We start from the raw sequence: 19,731 nt of genomic DNA on the forward strand, positions 1-19,731 counted from the left end.
GTGGCCCGCGCGCCCCGATCCTCCCAGATGCGCCCGCGACGGGTCACACCGTGGGCGGCTCCCCCGCGGGGAGGCGGACGGTGAAGCGCGCACCGCCGGTGGGGGCGGAGGAGACGTCGATGTCACCGCCGTGCGCCTCGACGAGCCCCCGGGTGACGTAGAGGCCCAACCCGGTGCCGCTGCGCCCACCGCCGTGCCAGAACTTCGAGAACACGTAGGGGCGGTTCTCCACCGGGATGCCGTCGCCCGCGTCGTCGACGACGAGCACGAGGGCCTCACCCAGACCGTCACCGGCCGCCGCGGCCTGCGCCGCGGTGAGGACCGAGACGTCGACCACGACCGTGCCGGCGCCGTGGCGGACCGCGTTGTCGACGAGGTTCGTCACGACCTGGGCCATCCGGTCCGGGTCGGCCCACAGTTCGGGCAGGTCGGCGGCCACGGTCAGGACGAACCGTTCGTCGTCGTAGCCGGCCATCCGCAACCGGTCGACGTGCTCGCGCACGAGCGTCGCGAGGTCCATCGGGCGGCGGTGCACCGTGAGGCGGCCGGCGTCGACGCGGGCGACGTCGAGGAGGTCCCCCACCAGGCGGCTGACGCGCTCGGCGTCGGCCTGGACCGTCTGCAGCATCAGCCGCTTCTGCTCGTCGCTGAAGCGGTCCCAGCGACGCAGCAGGCTGGCGGTGAACTGCTTCACCGAGGTGAGGGGCGAGCGGAGTTCGTGGGCGACGGTCGCGATGAGGCTGGTGGTGTCCGTCTCCGCGCGCCGGCGTTCGTCCGGGGTCCGCAGGGCGAGGACGGCGCGGTCGAGGGAACCGTCCTCGGCGCGGTGGAAGCGGGCCGTGACCAGCAGTTCGGTACCGCCCGGCAACAGCAGGAGGCGTTCCCCGTGCCCGCCGGCGGTGACGCCCCCGGGGAGGTCACCGCCGCGCAGGACGTCCCACCAGCGACGACCCGAGGTGTCCTGCAGGGGCAGCGCCCGGCGCAACGGTGTCCCGACGAGCTCGGCCCGGGAGCGGCCGAGGAGCCGCTCGGCGGCGGTGTTCAGGTCGGCCGTCGCGCCGTCACCGTCGATGATCACGATGGCGTCGGGGAGGTCGTCCAGCGTCAGCGGCGGGCGGTCCACGGGCAGGGTGAGGAGCGGGGCCGACTGCGCGGCCTCGGCGCTCCCCCTCGCCTCGGGCACGGTGCGACATTAGGGCATGCGGGACCAGGCACCAGCCCAGCGCCGTCGGACCGCCTCAGCCCGGGCGGTTCGCGCCGTCGCGCCGCTGGGCCCGTGCGCTCGCGTAGAGGCAGACGACGGCAGCCGTCGCGAGGTTGAGGCTCTCGGCGCGCCCGTGCAACGGCACCCGGACGACGGCGTCGGCGAGGGCCCGCCCGGCGTCGTCGAGGCCGGCCGCCTCGTTGCCGAAGACCCAGGCCGTCCGGCGCCGCAGGTCGACCGTCCCGGTGCTGCCCGTGGCCGCGGCGTCGGCCAGGTCGTCGAGGTCCGCCTCGCCTCCGCCGTCGGCGGCGAGCACGGTGGATCCGTTGCGCTGCAGAGCCGTCACGACGTCGGCGAGCGGTACGCCGACGACCACGGGGAGGTGGAAGAGGCTGCCGGCCGTCGAGCGGACGCACTTGGGGTTGAACGGGTCGACGCTGCCCTGGGTGAGGACGACGGCGTCGGCGCCGGCCGCGTCGGCGGCCCGCAGGACGGTGCCCGCGTTGCCCGGGTCCTGGACCCGGTCGAGGACGGCGACGAGCCGCGGCTGGGTCGCGAGGACCTCGTCCAGGGTGGTGGCGGTGGTGGGGCAGACGGCCACGAGGCCCTGCGGGGTGACCGTGTCGGTCATCGCGGCCAGGACCTCGTCGGTCACGAGCCAGGTCCGCGACGGAGCTCCGGCGAGGATCTCCGGGTAGCGCCGGGCGGCGTCGTCGCTGGCGTAGAGCTCGAGGGCGGCGCCCGCGGCGACGGCCTCGCGGACGGACTGCGGACCCTCGGCGAGGAACCGGCCGTGCCGTTGACGCGCCGAACGCCCGGTCAGTGCGCGCACGGCCTTCACCCGCTCCGCTCGAGGGTTCGAGAGGAGGGGGAGGTCCAGGTGCGCCACGGCCGGGCGTTCGGTGTCGTTCAAGGTGCTCAGTCGTTCAGGGTGCTCAGTCGTTCGGCGTGCTCAGGCCGCGGTGCCCTCGGCGGCCACAGGGGCGACCGGGAGCGCAGCCTTGGCGGTCGTCACCAGCGCGCTGAAGGCGGCCGGGTCGGAGACGGCGAGCTCGGCCAGCATGCGACGGTCGACCTCGATCTCAGCGGCCTTGAGGCCCTGGATGAAGCGGTTGTACGTCATGCCGTCGGCGCGCGCCGCAGCGTTGATGCGCTGGATCCAGAGACGACGGAAGTCGCCCTTGCGCGCCTTGCGGTCGCGGTAGGCGTAGACGAGGGAGTGGGTGACCTGCTCCTTCGCCTTGCGGTACAGCCGCGAGCGCTGGCCGCGGTAGCCGCTGGCCTGCTCGAGGACGGTACGACGCTTCTTCTGGGCGTTGACTGCGCGCTTCACGCGTGCCACGGGGTACTCCTAGCTGGTCGGTTCGCGGGCGGCGGCGGGACCTGTTCACGTCGTGTGCTCAGGTCGCGCGCCCGCGGTGGTCGGGGTCGTCGCGGTGCCGGTCGGTGGACCGGCCTCGCGTCAGGTCTGCAGGCTCAGCGGCCGAGGAGCTTCTTGATCTTCTTCACGTCCGCGGGCGAGACGACCTGGTCGACCGAGAGGCGACGGGTCCGCTTGCTCGACTTGACCTCGAGCAGGTGGCGCTTGTTGGCCTGCTCGCGCATGACCTTCCCGGTGCCGGTGATGCGGAAACGCTTCTTGGCGCCGGAGTGGGTCTTGTTCTTGGGCACGTCTTCTCCTGTGTTCGTGCCGGGGTGTCCCCCGGCGTGTCTGGCGGGTGCCCGCGGAACCTCACGGTCCCGCGGGCCTCGACGTCAGGACGCGGTCGCGGCCGTCTCGTCCGGTGCGACCTCGGCCACCGTCTCCGGCTGCGTGGCGGTCTCCGGCTCGGCGGCGGGCTGCGACTGCTCCGTGGGAGCCTCCTCGGCGACCGCGGCGTCCTCGGAGTCCTTGCGGCGCTTCTCCTCGGCCTTGGCTTCCGCCTTGGCCTCGGCCTTCTTCTTGTGCGGCCCGATGACCATCACCATGTTGCGGCCGTCCTGGCGCGGCGAGCTCTCCACCCCGCCCAGTTCGGCGACGTCCTCCGCGAGGCGCTGCAGCAGCCGGAAGCCCATCTCGGGGCGGGACTGCTCACGTCCGCGGAACATGATCATGACCTTGACCTTGTCCCCGGCCTTGAGGAACCGCTCGACGTGCCCCTTCTTGGTGGCGTAGTCGTGCGGGTCGATCTTGAGCCGGAAACGGATCTCCTTGAGGATCGTGTTCGACTGGTTCTTGCGGGCTTCGCGGGCCTTCATGTCGGACTCGTACTTGAACTTGCCGAAGTCCATGAGCTTGCAGACCGGCGGTCGCGCCGTGGGAGCGACCTCGACCAGGTCGAGGCCTGCTTCGTCCGCCAGCCGCAGCGCGTCCTCGACGCGCACGATGCCGACCTGTTCACCGTTGGGGCCCACGAGCCGCACCTCGGGAACACGGATGCGGTCGTTGATGCGGGGCTCGCTGATGTGCTGCTCCTTCGTCGTCGTGGGGCCGCCGGACACGAGGAAGGCCCCCGTGCTCGGACGTGAGACGGAGGCCTTGCCGGTTCCGACGACACCCGGACGTCCACGGCGTGCCCACGAGGACACGACGACGACGGGCGTCGCTGCGCTCCTCCGGAGAGGAGCACGGCGCCCCTCCGAGGAGGAGCGCGGACCGGGACCCTCGGCGCGGTGAGCACCGGGGGTGGGAGGAGGCCTCCGCTTCACGTGCCGGCCCTGCGAGACCGGTCCGCAGCCTGGGAGCGTCGAAGCCCCGCAGGTCGTGGACCGGTGACGTGTGCCGGTCGGTCGCCTGTCAGGGTATCAGCATGCAAGCTGACACGACTCCAGGTGACGATCGCGACGAAACCGGCGCGGTGGCCGCCCGCGACATCGCCGACGTCCCCGCCGCCGAGATCATCACGACCGCTGCCGTGCACCTCATGAGCGCCGCCGCCGTGAAGTGCGGACTGGCCGAAGGGCAGGACGCGGAGGACCACCTCGACCTCGCCGAGGCCCGCATCCTCATCACCGCCCTCGCCGGGCTCGTCATCACGTCCGCCCCGGACGTCGGCGGCCAGCACGCGCGGTCCCTGCGCGACGGGCTGCGCTCGCTGCAGCTCGCCTTCCGGGAGGCCTCCGCGGTTCCCGACGAGCCCGGCAAGGGCCCCGGCGAGCGGCTCACGGGAAGCGTGGTCTGAGCTGCACGCGGGCGGCGACCACGGCGGTCGCCGCTCCCGCGCAGACCCCCAGGGCACCGACGACGAGGAACGGGGTGCCCGGACCGGCGGCGTCGCTGACGGCGCCCGCGAACGGGGCCCCGACCGCCGCCCCGACCGTGGTGGCCGCGGCGTGCCACCCCATCGCCCGGCCGCGGACCGACTCGTGGACCCCGTGCACGACGAGGTCGACCGTCGCGCTGATCACCGGGGCGCAGAACAACCCGGCGACGAAGGTCCCGACCGCCAGACCGACCGGCCCGTGCACGAGGACGAGCGGGGCCGTCGCCGCACCGAGGCAGGCCACCAGCAGCCACGGGGGCACCGAGCGCGGCAGCGCCCCGTGGACCAGTCCACCCACCACCGAGCCCGCGGCCCAGACCGCCAGCACCAGTCCGGTCCAGCGGACCGCGCCCTCCTCGCGCAGCTGGGCGACGACGGCGAGGTCGGTGGCCGAGAGCACCAGGTCGGCGGCGAAGGCGCAGGCCATCGCGAGCAGCAGGGCGGAGGTCCAGACCCGTCCCGACGCGACCGTGGCTGCGCCCTCCGCCTCCACGTCGCCCCCGGGGCTGCGCAGCGGCGGGTTCAGCGCGAACATCGCCGACGCCGAGACCACCTGCGCCGCACCGATGCAGAGCATCGCCGCCGTCGTGGAGGAGGTCAGCGCGATGGCCGTGCCGGCGGCGGGGCCGACCATGAAGGAGAACTCCACCAGCACCGCGTCGAGGGAGAAGGCCGTGCGGCGGCGCTCCGGCGCCACGAGCACGGCGAGGGACTGGCGGACCACGGTGAACACCGGCGGTCCCAGCGCGCCCGAGACGAAGGCGGCCACCAGCAGCCCCTGGTAGGGCAGGAACGGCGCCACCGACCAGCAGGCGGCCTGGGCCACGACCGTCGGCAGCAGGGCCCGCCGCAGGCCGTAGCGGTCCACCACCCAGCCCCGCCACGGCGAGCTGACGGCCGTGCCGATGGTCGCCGTCGCCCCCACCAGCCCGGCCGGGCCGTAGCCGAGGCCCAGGGTCTGCACGACGTGCAGGACGCAGACGATCCCCGCCGCGAGCGCCGGGACCCGGCCGAGGGACCCGACGAGTTCGAGCGGGAGGACACCACGGGTCCGCAGGACCTCGCCGTAGGGCGAGAACGCGCGGAGCAGCGCCGGGACGCGGGATGAGCCGGTGGGTGGAGCGGAAGACACGTCCTGCACTGTGCCAGCCGGTCACGACCCGGTCCCGACGGTTCCACCGCACCCGCCGTCGCCCGTCCGACCGGGCGGTGGTCGAATGGCCACGACCTTGAACCGGCAAGAACCTGGAGGACCCCTCGTGGCATCGAACGACCTCGGCCTGCTGGCCCTGCGACTCGGAATCGGCGGCACGCTGGTCGCCCACGGCGCCCAGAAGCTGTTCGGCGCGTTCGGCGGCGGCGGCATCGAAGGCACCGCGGGCGCCATGCACGCCATGGGCTTCCGCCCCGGCAAGCGCAACGCCGTCCTGGCCGGCGCGTCCGAGGCCGGTGGCGGAGCGCTGCTCGCGCTCGGCCTGGCCACCCCCGTCGGCGGCGCCGCCGCGGCGGCCGCGATGGCCGCAGCGGTCTTCGTGCACAAGCCCAACGGGTTCTTCGCCACCTCCGGCGGCTTCGAGTACCCGGCGGTGCTCGGGCTGGCCTCCGTCGCGCTGGCCGTGGGCGGGCCCGGCCGGTTCAGCGTCGACGGGGCCTCGGGTCACGCCTTCAACAAGGGGTGGACGACCGTCCTGGCCCTGGGGGCGGCCGGTGTCGGCGCCTACAGCACCATCAAGGCGCGCCAGGCCACCGTCGCCGCGGACGCCCAGGCGCAGGAGGCGGCCGACGCCCCCGCCGACGGCCCCGGGACGCCCGTCGCCTCCTGAGACCGACCGCAGCGGTGGTCCCGTCGCGTGCGACGGGACCACCGCTGCGGTCGGTCTCAGGCGGGGAGGACCTGGAACTCCACGGACTCCGCGCGGTCGGCGACGACGCCGGTCGCGAGCCGCTCCCCCACGACGTGCAGGAGCTCGTCGAGGGCGTCCCGGCCGAGCCCGGGCCGGACCCCGAGGACGACCCGCAGCTCCGCGCCGGCACCGGGTTCGCAGCGGGTCGCGCGGACCGCGTCGAGACCCCGCACCGCGTCGGCGACCGCCGCCCCGACCTCGGGGTCCAACGGCGCCGGAACCCACGCCGAACCCCGGGCCAGCGCCCAGAACGCACTGCGGCGCACCACGAAGCGGACCGGACCCGCCGGGTCGAGGACGAGCACGTCGCACTCCTCCTGGACCCCCGACAACGCGGCCTGCTCGGCGGGCACCGGCACCGGACGCGCGTCGGCACGCCAGGTCGTCAGGGCCGTGAGGTCGGTGAACAGCGGCAGCCCGCGGCGGCCGTCGGGCTGGGTCAGCAACGCCAGCGCCATGTCCGCGCTCTTGTCCCCACCGTGGGCGTCGAGTTCCCCGAGCTGGGCGACGACGGGGGCGAAGACCCGACTCCCGGACAGCGCGGCGACCACGTCGCGTTCGGCGCGCACCCGGGCCGACGGGTCCTCGCCCCGTGCGGACCAGGCCGCCAGCGCAGCGGCCAGGGCCGGGGCGCGACGGCCGTCGTCGGTGGCGAAGGCGTTGGGCTGCAGGGTCCGTCCCGCCCACGGGACTCCCGCGGAGTCCGTGGCGCCGGGGTCCGGCGATGCGCTCAGGGCCGACCCGCCACGTCGAGCGCCTGGGGCAGGGTGAAGTTCCCGGCGTAGAGCGCCTTGCCGACGATGGCCCCCTCGACGCCGAGGCCGACGAGGTCGCGCAGCACCCGCAGGTCCTCGAGGCTCGAGACGCCCCCGGAGGCCACGACGGGGGCCTGCGTCCGGCCGCAGAACTCGCGCAGGAGCTCGACGTTCGGACCGCGCAACGTCCCGTCCTTGGTGACGTCGGTCAGCACGTAGCGGGCGCAGCCGTCGGCGTCGAGGCGCTCGAGGACCTCCCACAGGTCACCACCCTCGCGGGTCCACCCGCGGGCGGCCAGCGTCGTGCCCCGGACGTCGAGACCGACGGCGATCCGGTCCCCGTGGCGGGCGATGGCGGCGCGGGTCCAGGCGGGGTTCTCCAGCGCCGCGGTGCCGAGGTTGACCCGTCGGCAGCCGGTGGCCAGCGCGGCCTCGAGGGAGGCGTCGTCGCGGATGCCCCCGGAGAGTTCGACGGCGACGTCGAGACGGCCGACGACCTCGGCGAGGAGTTCCCGGTTCGAACCGCGCCCGAAGGCAGCGTCCAGGTCCACCAGGTGGACCCACTCGGCGCCGGCCTGCTGCCACGCGAGCGCGGCGTCGAGCGGTGCGCCGTAGAAGGTCTCGCTGCCCGCCTCCCCCTGCACGAGGCGGACGGCCTGGCCGTCGGCGACGTCGACGGCGGGCAGGAGTTCCAGCCGGGCGCTGGAGGGGAGGGTGTTCTCGCTGGTCACGGAGGGCGAGTCTACGAGGCGCTCGGGGTGCGGGGAGCGCGGACGGCGGTGACCGCGTCCACCGGGGCCCCCTTGGCCAGCCGGCCCGCCACGACGTCGCGCCGGCGCAGCGCGGCCCGCCACCCGAGCACGGTGGTGACGACGGCCCGCTCACCGCCCGGGTGCCCCGCCACGACCTCCCAGGGTCGACGCAGGACGACCCGGGCCAGCACACCCGCGACGAGGAGCGCCACGACCACGACGACGTCCACCACGAGCAGCAGCAGGGGGATCACCAGCAGCCAGCGCAGCAGGACGGCCAGCACGAACCCCACGACGACCAGCGCGATGGCCACGCCCTCGTCGAACCCGTCGAGGTCCAGGCCACCGGAGTGCCCCGAACCGCCCTGGCCACCGCCGTCCGGCACGAGGTCGCCCAGGCCGCTGACGTCCAGGTCGCGAGACCTGCGGCGCCACCGCCGGCGGGCGATGCGTCGGGTCAGGAACCGCCGGCGCGGCAGGAAGCGCACCTGCACCGTCCAGACCATCCGTCGGGGGTGGTGACGGTGCGGGTGCGCATGCCGCCAGCGCAGGTCGGGGGACGACCTCAGGTCAGGGAGTCCACCCAGTTGCGCAGCAGTTGCGCGCCGGCGTCCCCGGACTTCTCCGGGTGGAACTGCGTGGCGGTCAGGGCACCGTTCTCGACCGCGGCGACGAACCGCGCGCCGTGCTCGGCCCAGGTGATCTGCGGCAGCGGAACCCGGCCCGCCGTGGTGTCGAGCATCTCGAAGCGCTGCACGGCGTAGGAGTGCACGAAGTAGAACCGCTCGTCCTCGACGCCCGCGAAGAGCCGGGAACCCGCCGGGGGTTCCACGGTGCTCCAGCCCATGTGCGGCACCACGTCGGCGGGGAGACGTTCGACGGTGCCGGGCCACTGACCCAGACCGTCGGGGACTCCTTCGCCGGGTTCGGTGGAGGTCTCGAACATGACCTGCAGACCGACGCAGATCCCCAGCACCGGGCGGCCACCGGCGAGGCGGCGGTCGACGATGGAGTCACCACCGATGGCCTGCAGCCCCTGGTTCACGGCCGCGAACGCGCCGACGCCGGGGACGAGGAGGCCGTCGGCCTCCAACGCCGCCTTCCGGTCGGAGGTCAGTTCGACGTCGGCACCGACCCGTTCCAGCGCACGGACGGCGGAGCGGACGTTGCCGAACCCGTAGTCGAGGACGACGACCTTCTGCGTCACAGGGCGCCCTTCGTCGACGGGACGCCCTGGACCCGGGGATCGGGTTCGACGGCGTAGCGCAGCGCGCGGGCCAGGGCCTTGAACTGGGCCTCGACGACGTGGTGCGGGTCGCGACCGGCGAGGACGCGGACGTGCAGGCAGATCTGGGCGTGGAACGCGAAGCTCTCCAGCACGTGCCGGGTCAGGGACCCCGTGAAGTGCCCGCCGATGAGGTGGTACTCCTGCCCCTCGGGTTCCCCGGTGTGCACGCAGTACGGGCGGCCGGAGACGTCGACGACGACGTGGGCGAGCGCCTCGTCGAGGGGCACCGTGGCGTCGGCGAAGCGGCGGATCCCGGCCTTGTCCCCCAGCGCCTGCCGGAACGCCTGCCCCAGCACGATGGCGGTGTCCTCGACGGTGTGGTGGACGTCGATGTGGGTGTCGCCCTTGGCCACCACGGTGAGGTCCATCAGCGAGTGCTTGCCCAGGGCGGTGAGCATGTGGTCGAAGAACGGCACCGTGGTGGCGATCTCCGTCCTGCCGCTGCCGTCGAGGTCGAGTTCGACCAGCACGCTGGACTCGCTGGTGCTGCGTTCGATGCGGGCCGTGCGGCTCACTGGGACACCACTTCCTGGAGGGCGGTTCGGAACTGCTGCATCTCGTCGGCCGTGCCGATGCTGACCCGCAGCCAGCCGGCGGGGCCGGTCTCGCGGATGAGGACCCCGCGCTCCAGCAGACCCTGCCAGACCGCGTGCCGGTCCTCGAAGCGACCGAACAGGACGAAGTTCGCGTCCGAGTCGGCGACGTCGAAACCGCTGTCGCGCAACCACTGCACGGTCTCGTCCCGGCGCTGCCGGAGCTCGTCCACCGTCGACAGCAACCGCTGCGAGTGCTTGAGCGCCGCCCGCGCCGTCGCCTGGGTGATCGCCGAGAGGTGGTAGGGCAACCGGACGATCCGCAGCGCGTCGACGAACGCGACCGAGGACGCGAGGTACCCGACGCGAGCCCCCGCCAGGGAGAACGCCTTGCTCATCGTCCGGCTCACGGCGAGGTTCCCGTGGCGGGGCAACAGGTCCAGCGCACTCGGGGTGCCGGCGCGGCGGAACTCGCCGTAGGCCTCGTCCACGACGACGACGGCACCCTGGGACAACCGGGAGCACTCCTCGAGCACGGCCTCGATCGTCGACAGCGGCAACGCCGTGCCCGTCGGGTTGTTCGGACTGGCGAGCAGCACGACGGAGGGGCGGTGTTCCCGGACCATCGCCCGCGCGTGCTCGACGTCGACGGTGAAGGCGTCCGTGCGCTGCCCCACGACCCAGGTGGTCTGGGTGTCGCGCGCGTACTCGGGGTACATCGAGTACGTCGGCGCGAAGCTCAGCGCGCGCCGGCCCGGACCGCCGAAGGCCTGCAGGACGTGCAGCATCACCTCGTTGGAACCGTTCGCGGCCCAGACCTGCTCGGGTTCCAGCTCCGCACCCGACTCCGTCCGCAGGAACGCGGCGAGGTCGGCGCGCAGGTCGAGGAACTCGCGGTCCGGGTAGCGGTTCAGCCCCGAGGCGGCCTGCGCGACGGCCGCCGCGATGTCGGCGACGATCTCCGGCGCGACCGGGTAGGGGTTCTCGTTGACGTTGAGCACGACCGGCACGTCCAGCTGCGGCGCACCGTAGGGGTGCTCGCCGCGGAGGTCCTCGCGCAGCGGGAGGTCGGCCAGGGTGGTCGCCCGGCTGGTGCGGTCGGTCGTGTCGGTCACGCGCGCCAGTCTCCCAGACCGGGAGAGCAGGTCGTCGCCCCCCGTCGGCGGCGCACACCCACCGACGACCCGCGATCCTGCCGGGAGTCCCAGCGAGATCGCGGGTCGGAGGGGTCAGATCGTCATGACCTTGGCGATGGTGCCGGTGCGGGCGCCCTCGTAGGCCGCGAGCAGGACGCCGAGCACGGCGATGCCCTCGACCTCGGTGTGGATGGGGCGCCGGCCCTCGCGCAGGCAGTCGGCGAAGTCACCGATCTCGGTGACGAACGCGTCGACCTCGGCGAACTCGAAGGTCTCCTCCTCGCCCGAGCGCAGCCGGTAGGTGACGGAGTTCGAAGTACCCGTGAGGGAGCCGAGCTCGCCGACGACGGAGAACTTCTCGGTGCCGGGGGCCGGGTCGTAGGCCCAGCTGGTGACCATCTGGCCGACGACGCCGTTCTCGAAGCGGACCAGCACCTGGGCGGAGTCCTCGCCCTCCATGAACTTCAGCCGGTGCGTCGAGAGGAACGCGGTGGCCTCGACCGGCTGGGCGTTGGCCAGGTGCAGCAGCAGGTACGTCGGGTGGTAGCCGGTGTCGATGAGCTCGCCGCCACCGCTGGTCTTGGCCGAGGCGCGCCACCCCATGTTGGAGGGGTCGAAGTCGTTGTGGAAGCTGTCGGTCGTGCGCACCTCGTAGACCGTGCCGAGGGTCCCTGCGTCCAGGAGTTCCTTCGCCTTCGCGACGGAGGGGAAGAACAGCTGGTTGTGCGCGCACATCAACGTGATCTGGTTGGCGCGGATCGCCTCGGCCACCCGCTTCGCCTCCTCCACGGTGAGGCACAGCGGCTTCTCGCACAGGACGTGCTTGCCGGCCTCGGCCGCGGCGACGATCGCGTCGGCGTGCAGGTGGTGCGGGAGGCAGATGTCGACGGCGTCGATGTCGGCGCTCGCGAGCATCTCGCGGTAGTCGGTGTAGGGCTGGGCGGACAGTTCCGCGGCGCGGGTGGTGGCGGCCTCCTCGACGACGTCGGCGACCGCGGTCACGACGATCTTCTCGGCGTGCGCGCGGTAGCCCTTCACGTGGGCGCGGGTGATCCCGCCGCCACCGATCAGGCCGACCTTGACGACGTCGCTCACAGTGCTTCTCCCTGGGGTGCGGATGCTGCTTCGTTGGACCGCACGACGAGCCGGGTGAGTTCCACGGCACGGTGCAGGTTCTCCTGCGCCACCGTCGCGTCGCTCGCGTGGGAGACCCACTGCGAGAACGGTTCCGGGGAGTCGGCGGGAACGGTCAGTTCCTCGGTGGCACCGTCGGGACGGCGGCGCCACAGCCGGCCGCCGCCGTCGTCGGTGTAGTGGACGCTGCCCTCGGTGCCGTGCACGTCGATGGTGAAGGCGTCGTCGCTCACGAAGCCGGCCTCGATGACGCCGAGGGCTCCGGTGTCGTAGCCGAGGGTCACCACGGCGTGGTCCTCGACCTGGCGGCCGGTGACGTTGCCGTACACGGCGCGGACGATCTCCGGGTCATCGCCGAGGAGGAGCTGGGTGAGGTAGACCGGGTGGCACCCGAGGTCGGTGAGCGCACCGCCGACGCTGGGGGCCGGGTCGAAGAACCGGTCCGGCAACCAGCCGGGGTTCCCGCCGTGCACCGCGCCGTCGTGCGAGAGCCGCACCCGGGCGTAGGTCACCTCACCGAGCTCGCCGGAGGCGACGACGTCGCGCACGGCGAGGGTGTAGCCCTGCGAGAGCCGGGGCAGCGAGACGACGAGGGCGAGACCGGCTTCGGCGGCCTGCGCGACCAGCTGTTCGCACTCCTGCACCGTGGGGGCGAGCAGCTTCTCGGTGAACACGTGCTTGCCGGCGGCGAGCGCCTTGCCGATCACCTCGGTGTGCCGGGTGGTCTCGGTGGTGACCGTCACCGCGTGGACGTCGTCACGGGCGAGCAGCGCGTCGAGGTCGTCGGTGTACTCGATCCCGAAGTCGGCGGCGAGGGCCTGGCCGAGTTCGGGGTCGTGGTCCCACGCGGCGATCAGCGTGGTGTCGGGGTGGGCCGCTGCGGAGCGGGCGTAGTCCTTGGCGTGGACGTGCCAGCAACCGAGCACGGCCACGTTCATGTGGGGCACGGGAGTGTTTCCTCCGGGGACGCTTCATCGGGTCGTGACGGGGAAACGCTAGGTCACCCGCGCCCTCACACGGAAGGGCCCGCGCCGAGCAATCTGGGAACGTTCGCATCCGCGCGCGGACGGGACGTCAGCAGAACCCGCCGAAGAGGTCGAGGACGTGGTCGACCAGCGCGTCGTCGACGCGACCGTGCCCGAAGAGGAGCCGGTGGTAGAGCGGCGCGAAGAGGACGTCGACGGCGGCCTCGACGTCGATCCCGGGACGCACCTCACCCGCGGCCTGGCCCCGACGCAACAGCGCGGCGGCGACCGCCCGGCGCGGACCCAGCCAGTGCTCGACGAGGTCGAGACGCAGTCCGGGCTCCGCCGCGACCTGGGCCGTGACGGCGCGCAGCGCGGCGCCCGTCCGGCCGTCGTCGGTCAGCAGCGCGACCAGCCCGTGCATCTGGTGGGCCAGCGCGTCGCGCGCGCTCGCCGCCGCGGGGTGCTGCACCGAGTCGGCGGTCCCTTCGAGGAGCGCGTCGAGGACGATCGCGGCCGGGGAGTCCCACCACTTGTAGACCGTCACGCGGCTGACGCCGGCCCGGGCGGCGATGGCCGAGAACGTCGCGGCCGCGAGCCCCCCTTCGGCGACCAGGTCGACAGCCGCTTCGAGAGCGGCTCGTCGGGTCTCCTCGCTGCGCGGTCTGGCCACGTGGTCCTCCCTCAGCACCATTGGTGAACAAGTCGTACAGTAACGGACATGGCCACCGTCGCACAGCACCTCGTCGCCACCCTCAAGGCCCACGGCGTCCGCCGCGTCTACGGACTGCCGGGCGACTCCCTCAACGGCCTCACCGACGCGCTGCGCCGTGACGGGACGCTGGACTGGGTCCACGTCCGCCACGAGGAGGCCGCCGCCTTCGCCGCCGCGGCCGACGCGCACACCACGGGCGAGCTCGCCGTCTGCGCGGGCAGTTGCGGTCCCGGGAACCTGCACCTCATCAACGGCCTGTTCGACGCCCAGCGCAGCCGGGTCCCCGTGCTGGCCATCGCCGCCCACATCCCGGGCTCGGAGATCGGCAGCGGGTACTTCCAGGAGACCCACCCGCAGGAACTGTTCCGCGAGTGCAGCGTCTACTCCGAACTCGTCTCCTCCGCCGAGCAGCTCCCCCGCGTCCTCGAGATCGCGATGCGGCAGGCCGTCGAGAAGCGCGGCGTGGCCGTCGTGGTCGTCCCCGGCGAGATCCTGCTGGCCCGTTCCACCCAGGACCGCATCGCGACGATCCGCCGCACCGACCCCGTGGTGCGCCCCAGCGACACCGAACTCACCGAGGCCGCGACCCTGCTGAACGCCGCCGTGAAGGTGACCATCCTCGCCGGCGCGGGAGCCGAAGGAGCGCACGCGGAACTGCTGGCCCTGGCCGACGCCCTCGGTGCCCCGATCGTGCACTCCTTCCGCGGCAAGGAGTTCGTCGAGCACGACAACCCCTACGACGTCGGCATGACCGGGTTGCTGGGCTACGCCTCGGGGTACCGGGCGATGGAGGACTGCGACACCCTGCTGATGCTGGGGACCGACTTCCCCTACCAGCAGTTCTTCCCCCAGCACGCCACGGTGATCCAGGTCGACGTCCGAGGTGAGCAGCTCGGCAAGCGGGTTCCCCTCGACCTCGCCCTGGTCGGGACCGTCCGCGACACCGCGGCCGCCCTGCTGCCCCGCATCGTCCGCAAGAGCGACCGCGGCCACCTCAACGAGGCCCGCAAGCACTACGCGGCCACCCGGGACAAGCTCGACGAGCTCGCCACGCCCGGACGCGGACCGATCCACCCGCAGTACCTCGCGCGCCTCGTCGACGAGCTCGCCACCGACGACGCCGTCTTCATCCCCGACGTCGGCTCCCCCGTCGTGTGGGCCGCGCGCTACCTCACGATGAACGGCCGGCGCCGGCTCATCGGGTCCTTCAACCACGGCACGATGGCCAACGCCCTGCCGCACGCCATCGGCGTGCAGTCCGCGTTCCCGGACCGCCAGGTCGTCGCGCTGGCCGGTGACGGCGGGCTGACCATGCTGCTCGGCGAGCTCATCACCCTGGTCCAGAACCGGCTGCCGGTGAAGGTCGTCGTCCTGAACAACTCCTCGCTGAACTTCGTCGAGCTCGAGATGAAGGCGGCCGGGTTCGTCACCTACGGCACGGGCCTGGAGAACCCGAACCTCGCCGACGTGGCCCGCGCGATCGGCCTGCACGCCCAGCGGGTCGAGAAGGCCGACGACCTCGCCGGGGCGCTGGAGGCCGCCTTCGCCCACGACGGGCCCGCGCTCGTCGACGTCGTGACCGAGCGGCAGGAACTGTCGATGCCGCCGAGCGTCACCGCGGAGCAGGCGAAGGGCTTCACGCTCTACGCCATCCGGACGGTCCTCTCCGGCCGCGGCGACGAGCTGTTCGACCTGGCGAAGGCGAACCTGCGTCAGCTGCTCTGACCGGGGCGCCGGGTCAGCCGGGGGCGTCGGGGGTGCCGGCGTCGGGGGTCTGGTCGTCGTTCTTGCCGCGGAACAGCTTCCAGAACGCGCCGATCCGGCTGCCCTCACCCCCGGCGGCGGCACCCGCCGCCTCGGCGGGGTCGAGGCGGCCGAGCACGAGCTGCTGCACGACGTCGGGCCAGACCGACAGCAGCAGACCGGGTTTCGGGTCGTCGCCGCGCTGACCGCCGACCCAGGTCTGTCCCTCGATCGAGTCCTCGCCGACGGTGAGCAGCACGATCTCGGCCCCCTGGAGCACGCCGGACAGCGTCTGCGCGTCGGCCTCCCCCGTGCCCGGGTCCTCGGTCACGAGGACGCACCCGAGGCCCTTCACGGGGACGACGAACGCGTTGACCTTCGCGATCGTGCAGACCTCGGCCAGCTTCCTCGCGTTGGCCACGGGGGCCACCAGGACCGAACGGACCGGCTTCTTCGGGCCGAAGGCCTTCTCGAACTCCGCGTCGAAGTCGAAACCCGGTTCCTCGCTCATGCGCCGAACCGAGCCGTCACCGCTTCGCCGTGGGCCGGCAGGTCCTCGGACTCCGCGAGCGCCACGACGTGCGGGGCGACCTCGCGCAACGCCGCCTCGTCGTAGTCGATGACGTGGACAGGGCGGAGGAAGGTCTGCACGCTCAGGCCCCCGGCGTGCATCGCCGTCCCCCCGGTCGGCAGGACGTGGTTGGAGCCGGCGCAGTAGTCGCCCAGCGACACCGGCGAGTGCGCCCCCACGAAGACGGCCCCGGCGTTGCGGACCCGGGCCGCGACCGCGCGGGAGTCGGCGGTCTGGACCTCGAGGTGCTCGGCGGCGTAGCCGTCGACGACGGCGAGGCCGTCGTCGAGGGAGTCGACCAGGACGATCCCGGACTGCCTGCCCCGCAGCGCCTCCTCGATGCGGCCGGAGTGCTTCGTCGCGGCGACCCGCTTCTCCAGCTCGACGTCGACGGCGTCCGCGAGCGCCACCGACGGGGTGATCAGGACGGCGGCGGCCATCGGGTCGTGCTCGGCCTGGCTGACCAGGTCGGCGGCGACGTGCACGGGGTCGGCGGTGTCGTCGGCGAGGACGGCGATCTCGGTGGGGCCGGCCTCGGAGTCGATGCCGACGACGCCCTGGACGTAGCGCTTGGCGGAGGCGACGTAGATGTTGCCCGGACCGGTGACGACGTCCACGGGCGCGACGACGACGGTCCCCTCGGCGTCACGGGCGCCGTAGGCGAACATCGCGATGGCCTGGGCCCCACCCACGGTGTAGACCTCCTCGACGCCCAGCAGCGCGCAGGCGGCCAGGATCGTCGGGTGCGCGGAGCCGCCAAACTCCTTCTGCGCCGGGGTGGTGACGGCGATGGAGGCGACCCCGGCGGCCTGGGCCGGGACGACGTTCATGACCACGCTGGAGGGGTAGACCGCGCGCCCGCCCGGGACGTAGAGCCCGACCCGCCCGACGGGGATCCAGCGTTCGGTGACGGTGCCGCCGGGCGCGACCTGCGTCGTGGTGTCGGTGCGGCGCTGGTCGTCGTGCACGAGCCGCGCCCGCCGGATCGACTCCTCCAGCCCGGCCCGCACCTGCGGGTCGAGGGCCGCCAGCGCGTCGGTCAGGGCCCGGGCCGGGACCCGGACGTCGGTGATGGCGACGCCGTCGAAGCGTTCGGTGAGCTCGAGGAGGGCAGGGACGCCGCGGGTGCGCACGTCCTCGCAGATCGGGGCGACGGTCGCGATGGCGGCGGCCACGTCGACGTCGGCGCGCGGGACGATCGACCGCAGCGCCATGGCGTCGAGGGTCGTTCCGCGCAGGTCGGTGCGGGCCAGCAGGGGGGGCGTCACGGTGGGTCAGTCTAGAGCGCGTGGGCCGTAGGGTGGCCGCGTGCCGCAACGTCTTCCGCTGTTCCCGCTGGGAAGCGTCCTCTTCCCCGGACTCGTGCTGCCCCTGAACGTCTTCGAACCCCGCTACCGGCTGCTCGTGCAGGACCTGGTGGCGGGCGCCGAGGACGAGGACGCCGTCCGCGGTTTCGGGGTCGTGGCGATCAAGGCGGGGCACGAGGTCGGCGAGGGCAACGCGCAGGCCCTGCACGAGGTGGGCTGCGTCGCCCTGCTGCGCGAGGTGACCGAGACCGAGGACGGCCGCTACGAGCTGGTCACCGTCGGCGCCAGCCGGTTCAAGGTCGTCGGGATCGACGAGTCCGCGGGGACGCCGTACCTGACGGGGCTCGTCGAGCCGTTCGGGGACGACGACACCGAGGACGACGAGGACGAGGGCGGTCTGCAGCTGCTCTCGGCGGCCGTCGCCCGCCGCTTCGAGGAGTACCGCGAGGTGCTGGACATCGGCGGCGCCGAAGCCCCGGAGGACCCGCGCGTCATGTCCTACCTGGTGGCGGCCGCGATGGTCCTGTCCCTGGACCAGCGCCAGGCCCTCCTCGAGGCACCTGACACCGCGACCCGGCTGCGCACCGAACTCGCCGTGCTGAAGCAGGAGATCGCGTTGGTCGAGACCTTCGGCGCGGTTCCCGCGACGGAACTGCCCGACCTCCCCGCGAACCCCAACTGACTCCGGCGCCGTGGCCAGGAAGAACGCCGACACCGGCACGCCCGCGCTCAGGCTGCTGATCGAGCGCGGAGTCGTACACACCCTGCACCCCTACGACCACGAGGCGCACGACGGTTTCGGGGACGAGGCCGTCCGCGCCCTGCAGGCCGCCGGGATCGACGTCGACGAGCACCGGGTCTTCAAGACGCTGCTCGCCGACGTCGACGGCCGACTGATCTGCGCCGTGGTGCCCGTCGCCGGGATGCTGGACCTCAAGGCGCTCGCGAGCGCGGCCGGCGGCAAGAAGGCCGTCATGGCCGATCCGGGCCGGGCGCAGCGCAGCAGCGGCTACGTCGTCGGCGGGATCAGCCCACTGGGGCAGAAGACCGCTCTGGCCACGTTCGTGGACGAGAGCGCGAAGTCGTACGAGACGGTCCTCGTGAGCGCCGGACGGCGTGGGCTGCAGGTGGAGCTGGCTCCTGCGGACCTGGTCACGACGACGGACGGGACGTTCGCGGCGATCGCGCGGTGACGGCGGTCCGCCCGACACCGTGCGAACCTGGCCGGGTGACGCGCCCGGGCACCTCACCGTCACGCCGTTCCGCACTGGTCCTGGGCGGTCTGGTGTCCGTCACGGCCGCAGCCGTGCTGGGCGGTGACGTGGGTCCGACCAGTGGCCGCAGCCTCCGGTTCCCGTCCGGCCGGGTCGGCGTGGCCGGACCCTACTCCGAGCCCCAGCTGGAGGTCATGCACCGCCGCGGGGTCCGCCGACTGCTGCTCGAGGCGTCGTGGTCCAGCGCTCAGCCCGCTGCCGGGGTCTGGGACGAGGCGTACCTGGAGCGCCTGGCCACCACGGCGACGGCGTGGCGCACCGCCGGGTTCAGCGTGGCCCTGAACACCGGGACGATGGACGGCCCGGACTGGGTCCTGGACCTGCCGGGAAGCCGGTGGGTGGACCAGGCCGGGATCCTCTACGACGACCACCCCGTACCGAACGCGGTGTTCGGCTCCCGGGTGCGGGAACTCTGCGAGGAGTACCTGTCGGGTCTGTTCCGACGCCTCGGGGACGACTTCGACCTGGTGCGGGCCGGTGGTTCGGTGTGGGGCGAGATCGCCTACCCGGGGCAGCGGACCGCCTCCGGTCGGTGGCGCAACGCCTACTGGTGCTTCGACCCCGAGGCGCGCAGGAGGTGCCCGGTCCCTGACTTCACCCCCGGCGCACCGGACGCGGCCGCCCGGACCGAGGACGCGGCGGAGTTCCTCGACTGGTACCTCGACGAACTCGTGGGGTTCCAGACCTGGCAGCTCACCGCGCTGCGCCGGGCGGGTGTTCGTGGACGCATCGCGATGCTCTACCCGTCCTTCGGGATGCGGCCCGGTGACGCCGGAGCCGCGGCGGCGACCGGCCTCGCCGGCACGACGTCCCCGGAGGTGAACGGCGAGGTGCAGCGGGGGCTGGACTTCGCTCGGCTCGTCGGGGGACTGTCCGACGCCGACACCGTCGTCTACGGGACGTGGGGCGAGAACGTTCCGGTGCTCGAGCACCTGAGCGATCTGGCCCGCCGCTCCCGACGTGGCGTGATGGCGGAGAACGCGGGGGGCGCGTCGGAACGGGAGGTCCGGGCGGCGTTGTCCGCGGCGGGGCGCCTGGGACTGGAGGCCTTCTACCTCGTCCGGGCCGCCGACCTGTTCGAGCGCGGAAACGGTCGGTGGCCGGGAGTGCTCGACGTTCTCGCACGCTGAACCCCGGAGTTTCATGACTCTGCGATGAGGGTGGCGAACAGCGAGTCATGAAGGACGGAGAAACTCTTCTTCCGCGCG

23 protein-coding genes are annotated in these 19,731 nt (G+C 73.2%); 6 read left to right on the forward strand and 17 right to left on the reverse strand.

Going from position 1 to position 19,731, the window contains the following annotated elements; all coding sequences use genetic code 11:
- Positions 1 to 43: 43 nt before the first annotated feature.
- The 5 genes from SJY07_RS02910 to infC all read right to left on the reverse strand — a co-directional run bounded on the left by SJY07_RS02910 (position 44) and on the right by infC (position 3,649).
- The gene (locus SJY07_RS02910) at positions 44 to 1,183 is read right to left on the reverse strand and encodes an ATP-binding protein (RefSeq protein WP_380156914.1); all 1,140 of its coding nucleotides are present in this window, start codon (positions 1,181 to 1,183) and stop codon (positions 44 to 46) included.
- 55 nt (positions 1,184 to 1,238) lie between these two features.
- A complete protein-coding gene (locus SJY07_RS02915; protein ID WP_328295727.1) occupies positions 1,239 to 2,117 on the reverse strand; it encodes an RNA methyltransferase in 879 nt (292 codons plus the stop codon).
- A gap of 39 nt (positions 2,118 to 2,156) precedes the next feature.
- The gene (gene rplT / locus SJY07_RS02920; protein ID WP_328295726.1) at positions 2,157 to 2,546 is read right to left on the reverse strand and encodes a 50S ribosomal protein L20; all 390 of its coding nucleotides are present in this window, start codon (positions 2,544 to 2,546) and stop codon (positions 2,157 to 2,159) included.
- A 134-nt stretch (positions 2,547 to 2,680) separates the two neighbouring features.
- The gene (rpmI, locus tag SJY07_RS02925; protein ID WP_328295725.1) at positions 2,681 to 2,875 is read right to left on the reverse strand and encodes a 50S ribosomal protein L35; all 195 of its coding nucleotides are present in this window, start codon (positions 2,873 to 2,875) and stop codon (positions 2,681 to 2,683) included.
- Between the two features lie 84 nt (positions 2,876 to 2,959).
- Positions 2,960 to 3,649 carry a translation initiation factor IF-3 gene (infC, locus tag SJY07_RS02930; RefSeq protein ID WP_380162121.1) on the reverse strand — a complete coding sequence of 230 codons (690 nt, stop codon included), beginning with the start codon at positions 3,647 to 3,649 and terminating at the stop codon, positions 2,960 to 2,962.
- 344 nt (positions 3,650 to 3,993) lie between these two features.
- Here infC and SJY07_RS02935 point away from each other — a divergent pair, with 344 nt between their 5' ends.
- A complete protein-coding gene (locus tag SJY07_RS02935; protein WP_328295723.1) occupies positions 3,994 to 4,365 on the forward strand; it encodes a DUF1844 domain-containing protein in 372 nt (123 codons plus the stop codon).
- Here SJY07_RS02935 and SJY07_RS02940 read toward each other — a convergent pair.
- Positions 4,346 to 5,578, reverse strand: coding sequence for an MFS transporter (locus tag SJY07_RS02940; RefSeq protein ID WP_328295722.1), 1,233 nt, complete (start codon positions 5,576 to 5,578; stop codon positions 4,346 to 4,348). The genes SJY07_RS02935 and SJY07_RS02940 overlap by 20 nt on opposite strands.
- Before the next feature lie 85 nt (positions 5,579 to 5,663).
- On the opposite strand from SJY07_RS02940, the gene SJY07_RS02945 reads away from it, so the two are divergent.
- Positions 5,664 to 6,269: a DoxX family protein gene (locus tag SJY07_RS02945; RefSeq protein WP_380156918.1), complete on the forward strand. Its 606-nt coding sequence runs from the start codon at positions 5,664 to 5,666 to the stop codon at positions 6,267 to 6,269.
- A gap of 56 nt (positions 6,270 to 6,325) precedes the next feature.
- Here SJY07_RS02945 and SJY07_RS02950 read toward each other — a convergent pair whose 3' ends face one another.
- The 9 genes from SJY07_RS02950 to SJY07_RS02990 all read right to left on the reverse strand — a co-directional run bounded on the left by SJY07_RS02950 (position 6,326) and on the right by SJY07_RS02990 (position 13,586).
- A complete protein-coding gene (locus tag SJY07_RS02950; protein WP_380162123.1) occupies positions 6,326 to 7,084 on the reverse strand; it encodes an SseB family protein in 759 nt (252 codons plus the stop codon).
- Entirely contained in the window at positions 7,081 to 7,836 is a 756-nt protein-coding gene (gene priA / locus SJY07_RS02955; RefSeq protein ID WP_380156920.1) for a bifunctional 1-(5-phosphoribosyl)-5-((5-phosphoribosylamino)methylideneamino)imidazole-4-carboxamide isomerase/phosphoribosylanthranilate isomerase PriA, read from the reverse strand. The genes SJY07_RS02950 and priA overlap by 4 nt, the downstream gene beginning before the upstream one ends.
- An 11-nt stretch (positions 7,837 to 7,847) precedes the next feature.
- Positions 7,848 to 8,363, reverse strand: coding sequence for a hypothetical protein (locus tag SJY07_RS02960; RefSeq protein WP_380156922.1), 516 nt, complete (start codon positions 8,361 to 8,363; stop codon positions 7,848 to 7,850).
- Positions 8,364 to 8,422: 59 nt separating this feature from the next.
- Positions 8,423 to 9,064, reverse strand: a complete 642-nt coding sequence (gene hisH, locus SJY07_RS02965; protein WP_328295718.1) for an imidazole glycerol phosphate synthase subunit HisH — start codon at positions 9,062 to 9,064, stop codon at positions 8,423 to 8,425.
- Positions 9,061 to 9,660 (reverse strand): imidazoleglycerol-phosphate dehydratase HisB, encoded by a 600-nt coding sequence (gene hisB, locus SJY07_RS02970; RefSeq protein WP_328295717.1) that lies wholly within the window; start codon positions 9,658 to 9,660, stop codon positions 9,061 to 9,063. Before hisB ends, hisH begins: the two co-directional genes overlap by 4 nt.
- Positions 9,657 to 10,793, reverse strand: a complete 1,137-nt coding sequence (locus SJY07_RS02975) for a histidinol-phosphate transaminase (RefSeq protein ID WP_380156924.1) — start codon at positions 10,791 to 10,793, stop codon at positions 9,657 to 9,659. The genes hisB and SJY07_RS02975 overlap by 4 nt, the downstream gene beginning before the upstream one ends.
- 114 nt (positions 10,794 to 10,907) lie before the next feature.
- Complete coding sequence (locus SJY07_RS02980; protein WP_328295715.1) at positions 10,908 to 11,909, reverse strand: Gfo/Idh/MocA family oxidoreductase; 1,002 nt, start codon at positions 11,907 to 11,909, stop codon at positions 10,908 to 10,910.
- Positions 11,906 to 12,886 carry a Gfo/Idh/MocA family protein gene (locus SJY07_RS02985; protein WP_380162125.1) on the reverse strand — a complete coding sequence of 327 codons (981 nt, stop codon included), beginning with the start codon at positions 12,884 to 12,886 and terminating at the stop codon, positions 11,906 to 11,908. Before SJY07_RS02985 ends, SJY07_RS02980 begins: the two co-directional genes overlap by 4 nt.
- A 136-nt stretch (positions 12,887 to 13,022) precedes the next feature.
- Positions 13,023 to 13,586: a TetR-like C-terminal domain-containing protein gene (locus SJY07_RS02990; RefSeq protein ID WP_328295714.1), complete on the reverse strand. Its 564-nt coding sequence runs from the start codon at positions 13,584 to 13,586 to the stop codon at positions 13,023 to 13,025.
- 48 nt (positions 13,587 to 13,634) lie between these two features.
- On the opposite strand from SJY07_RS02990, the gene poxB reads away from it, so the two are divergent.
- Positions 13,635 to 15,353 (forward strand): ubiquinone-dependent pyruvate dehydrogenase, encoded by a 1,719-nt coding sequence (gene poxB, locus SJY07_RS02995; RefSeq protein WP_380156927.1) that lies wholly within the window; start codon positions 13,635 to 13,637, stop codon positions 15,351 to 15,353.
- 13 nt (positions 15,354 to 15,366) lie between these two features.
- Here poxB and SJY07_RS03000 read toward each other — a convergent pair whose 3' ends face one another.
- Positions 15,367 to 15,882, reverse strand: coding sequence for a hypothetical protein (locus tag SJY07_RS03000; RefSeq protein ID WP_380156929.1), 516 nt, complete (start codon positions 15,880 to 15,882; stop codon positions 15,367 to 15,369).
- Positions 15,879 to 17,198 carry a histidinol dehydrogenase gene (hisD, locus tag SJY07_RS03005; protein ID WP_380162127.1) on the reverse strand — a complete coding sequence of 440 codons (1,320 nt, stop codon included), beginning with the start codon at positions 17,196 to 17,198 and terminating at the stop codon, positions 15,879 to 15,881. The genes SJY07_RS03000 and hisD overlap by 4 nt, the downstream gene beginning before the upstream one ends.
- Before the next feature lie 52 nt (positions 17,199 to 17,250).
- On the opposite strand from hisD, the gene SJY07_RS03010 reads away from it, so the two are divergent.
- The 3 genes from SJY07_RS03010 to SJY07_RS03020 are packed head-to-tail and all read left to right on the forward strand — an operon-like array spanning position 17,251 to position 19,653.
- Positions 17,251 to 17,931, forward strand: coding sequence for an LON peptidase substrate-binding domain-containing protein (locus SJY07_RS03010; RefSeq protein WP_328295709.1), 681 nt, complete (start codon positions 17,251 to 17,253; stop codon positions 17,929 to 17,931).
- A gap of 10 nt (positions 17,932 to 17,941) precedes the next feature.
- A complete protein-coding gene (ybaK, locus tag SJY07_RS03015; RefSeq protein ID WP_380156931.1) occupies positions 17,942 to 18,442 on the forward strand; it encodes a Cys-tRNA(Pro) deacylase in 501 nt (166 codons plus the stop codon).
- A gap of 35 nt (positions 18,443 to 18,477) precedes the next feature.
- Positions 18,478 to 19,653 (forward strand): hypothetical protein, encoded by a 1,176-nt coding sequence (locus SJY07_RS03020; protein WP_380156933.1) that lies wholly within the window; start codon positions 18,478 to 18,480, stop codon positions 19,651 to 19,653.
- Positions 19,654 to 19,731 lie beyond the last annotated feature (78 nt).

This window comes from Kineococcus sp. R86509 (assembly GCF_042466365.1).
Taxonomy (GTDB): Bacteria; Actinomycetota; Actinomycetes; order Actinomycetales; family Kineococcaceae; genus Kineococcus.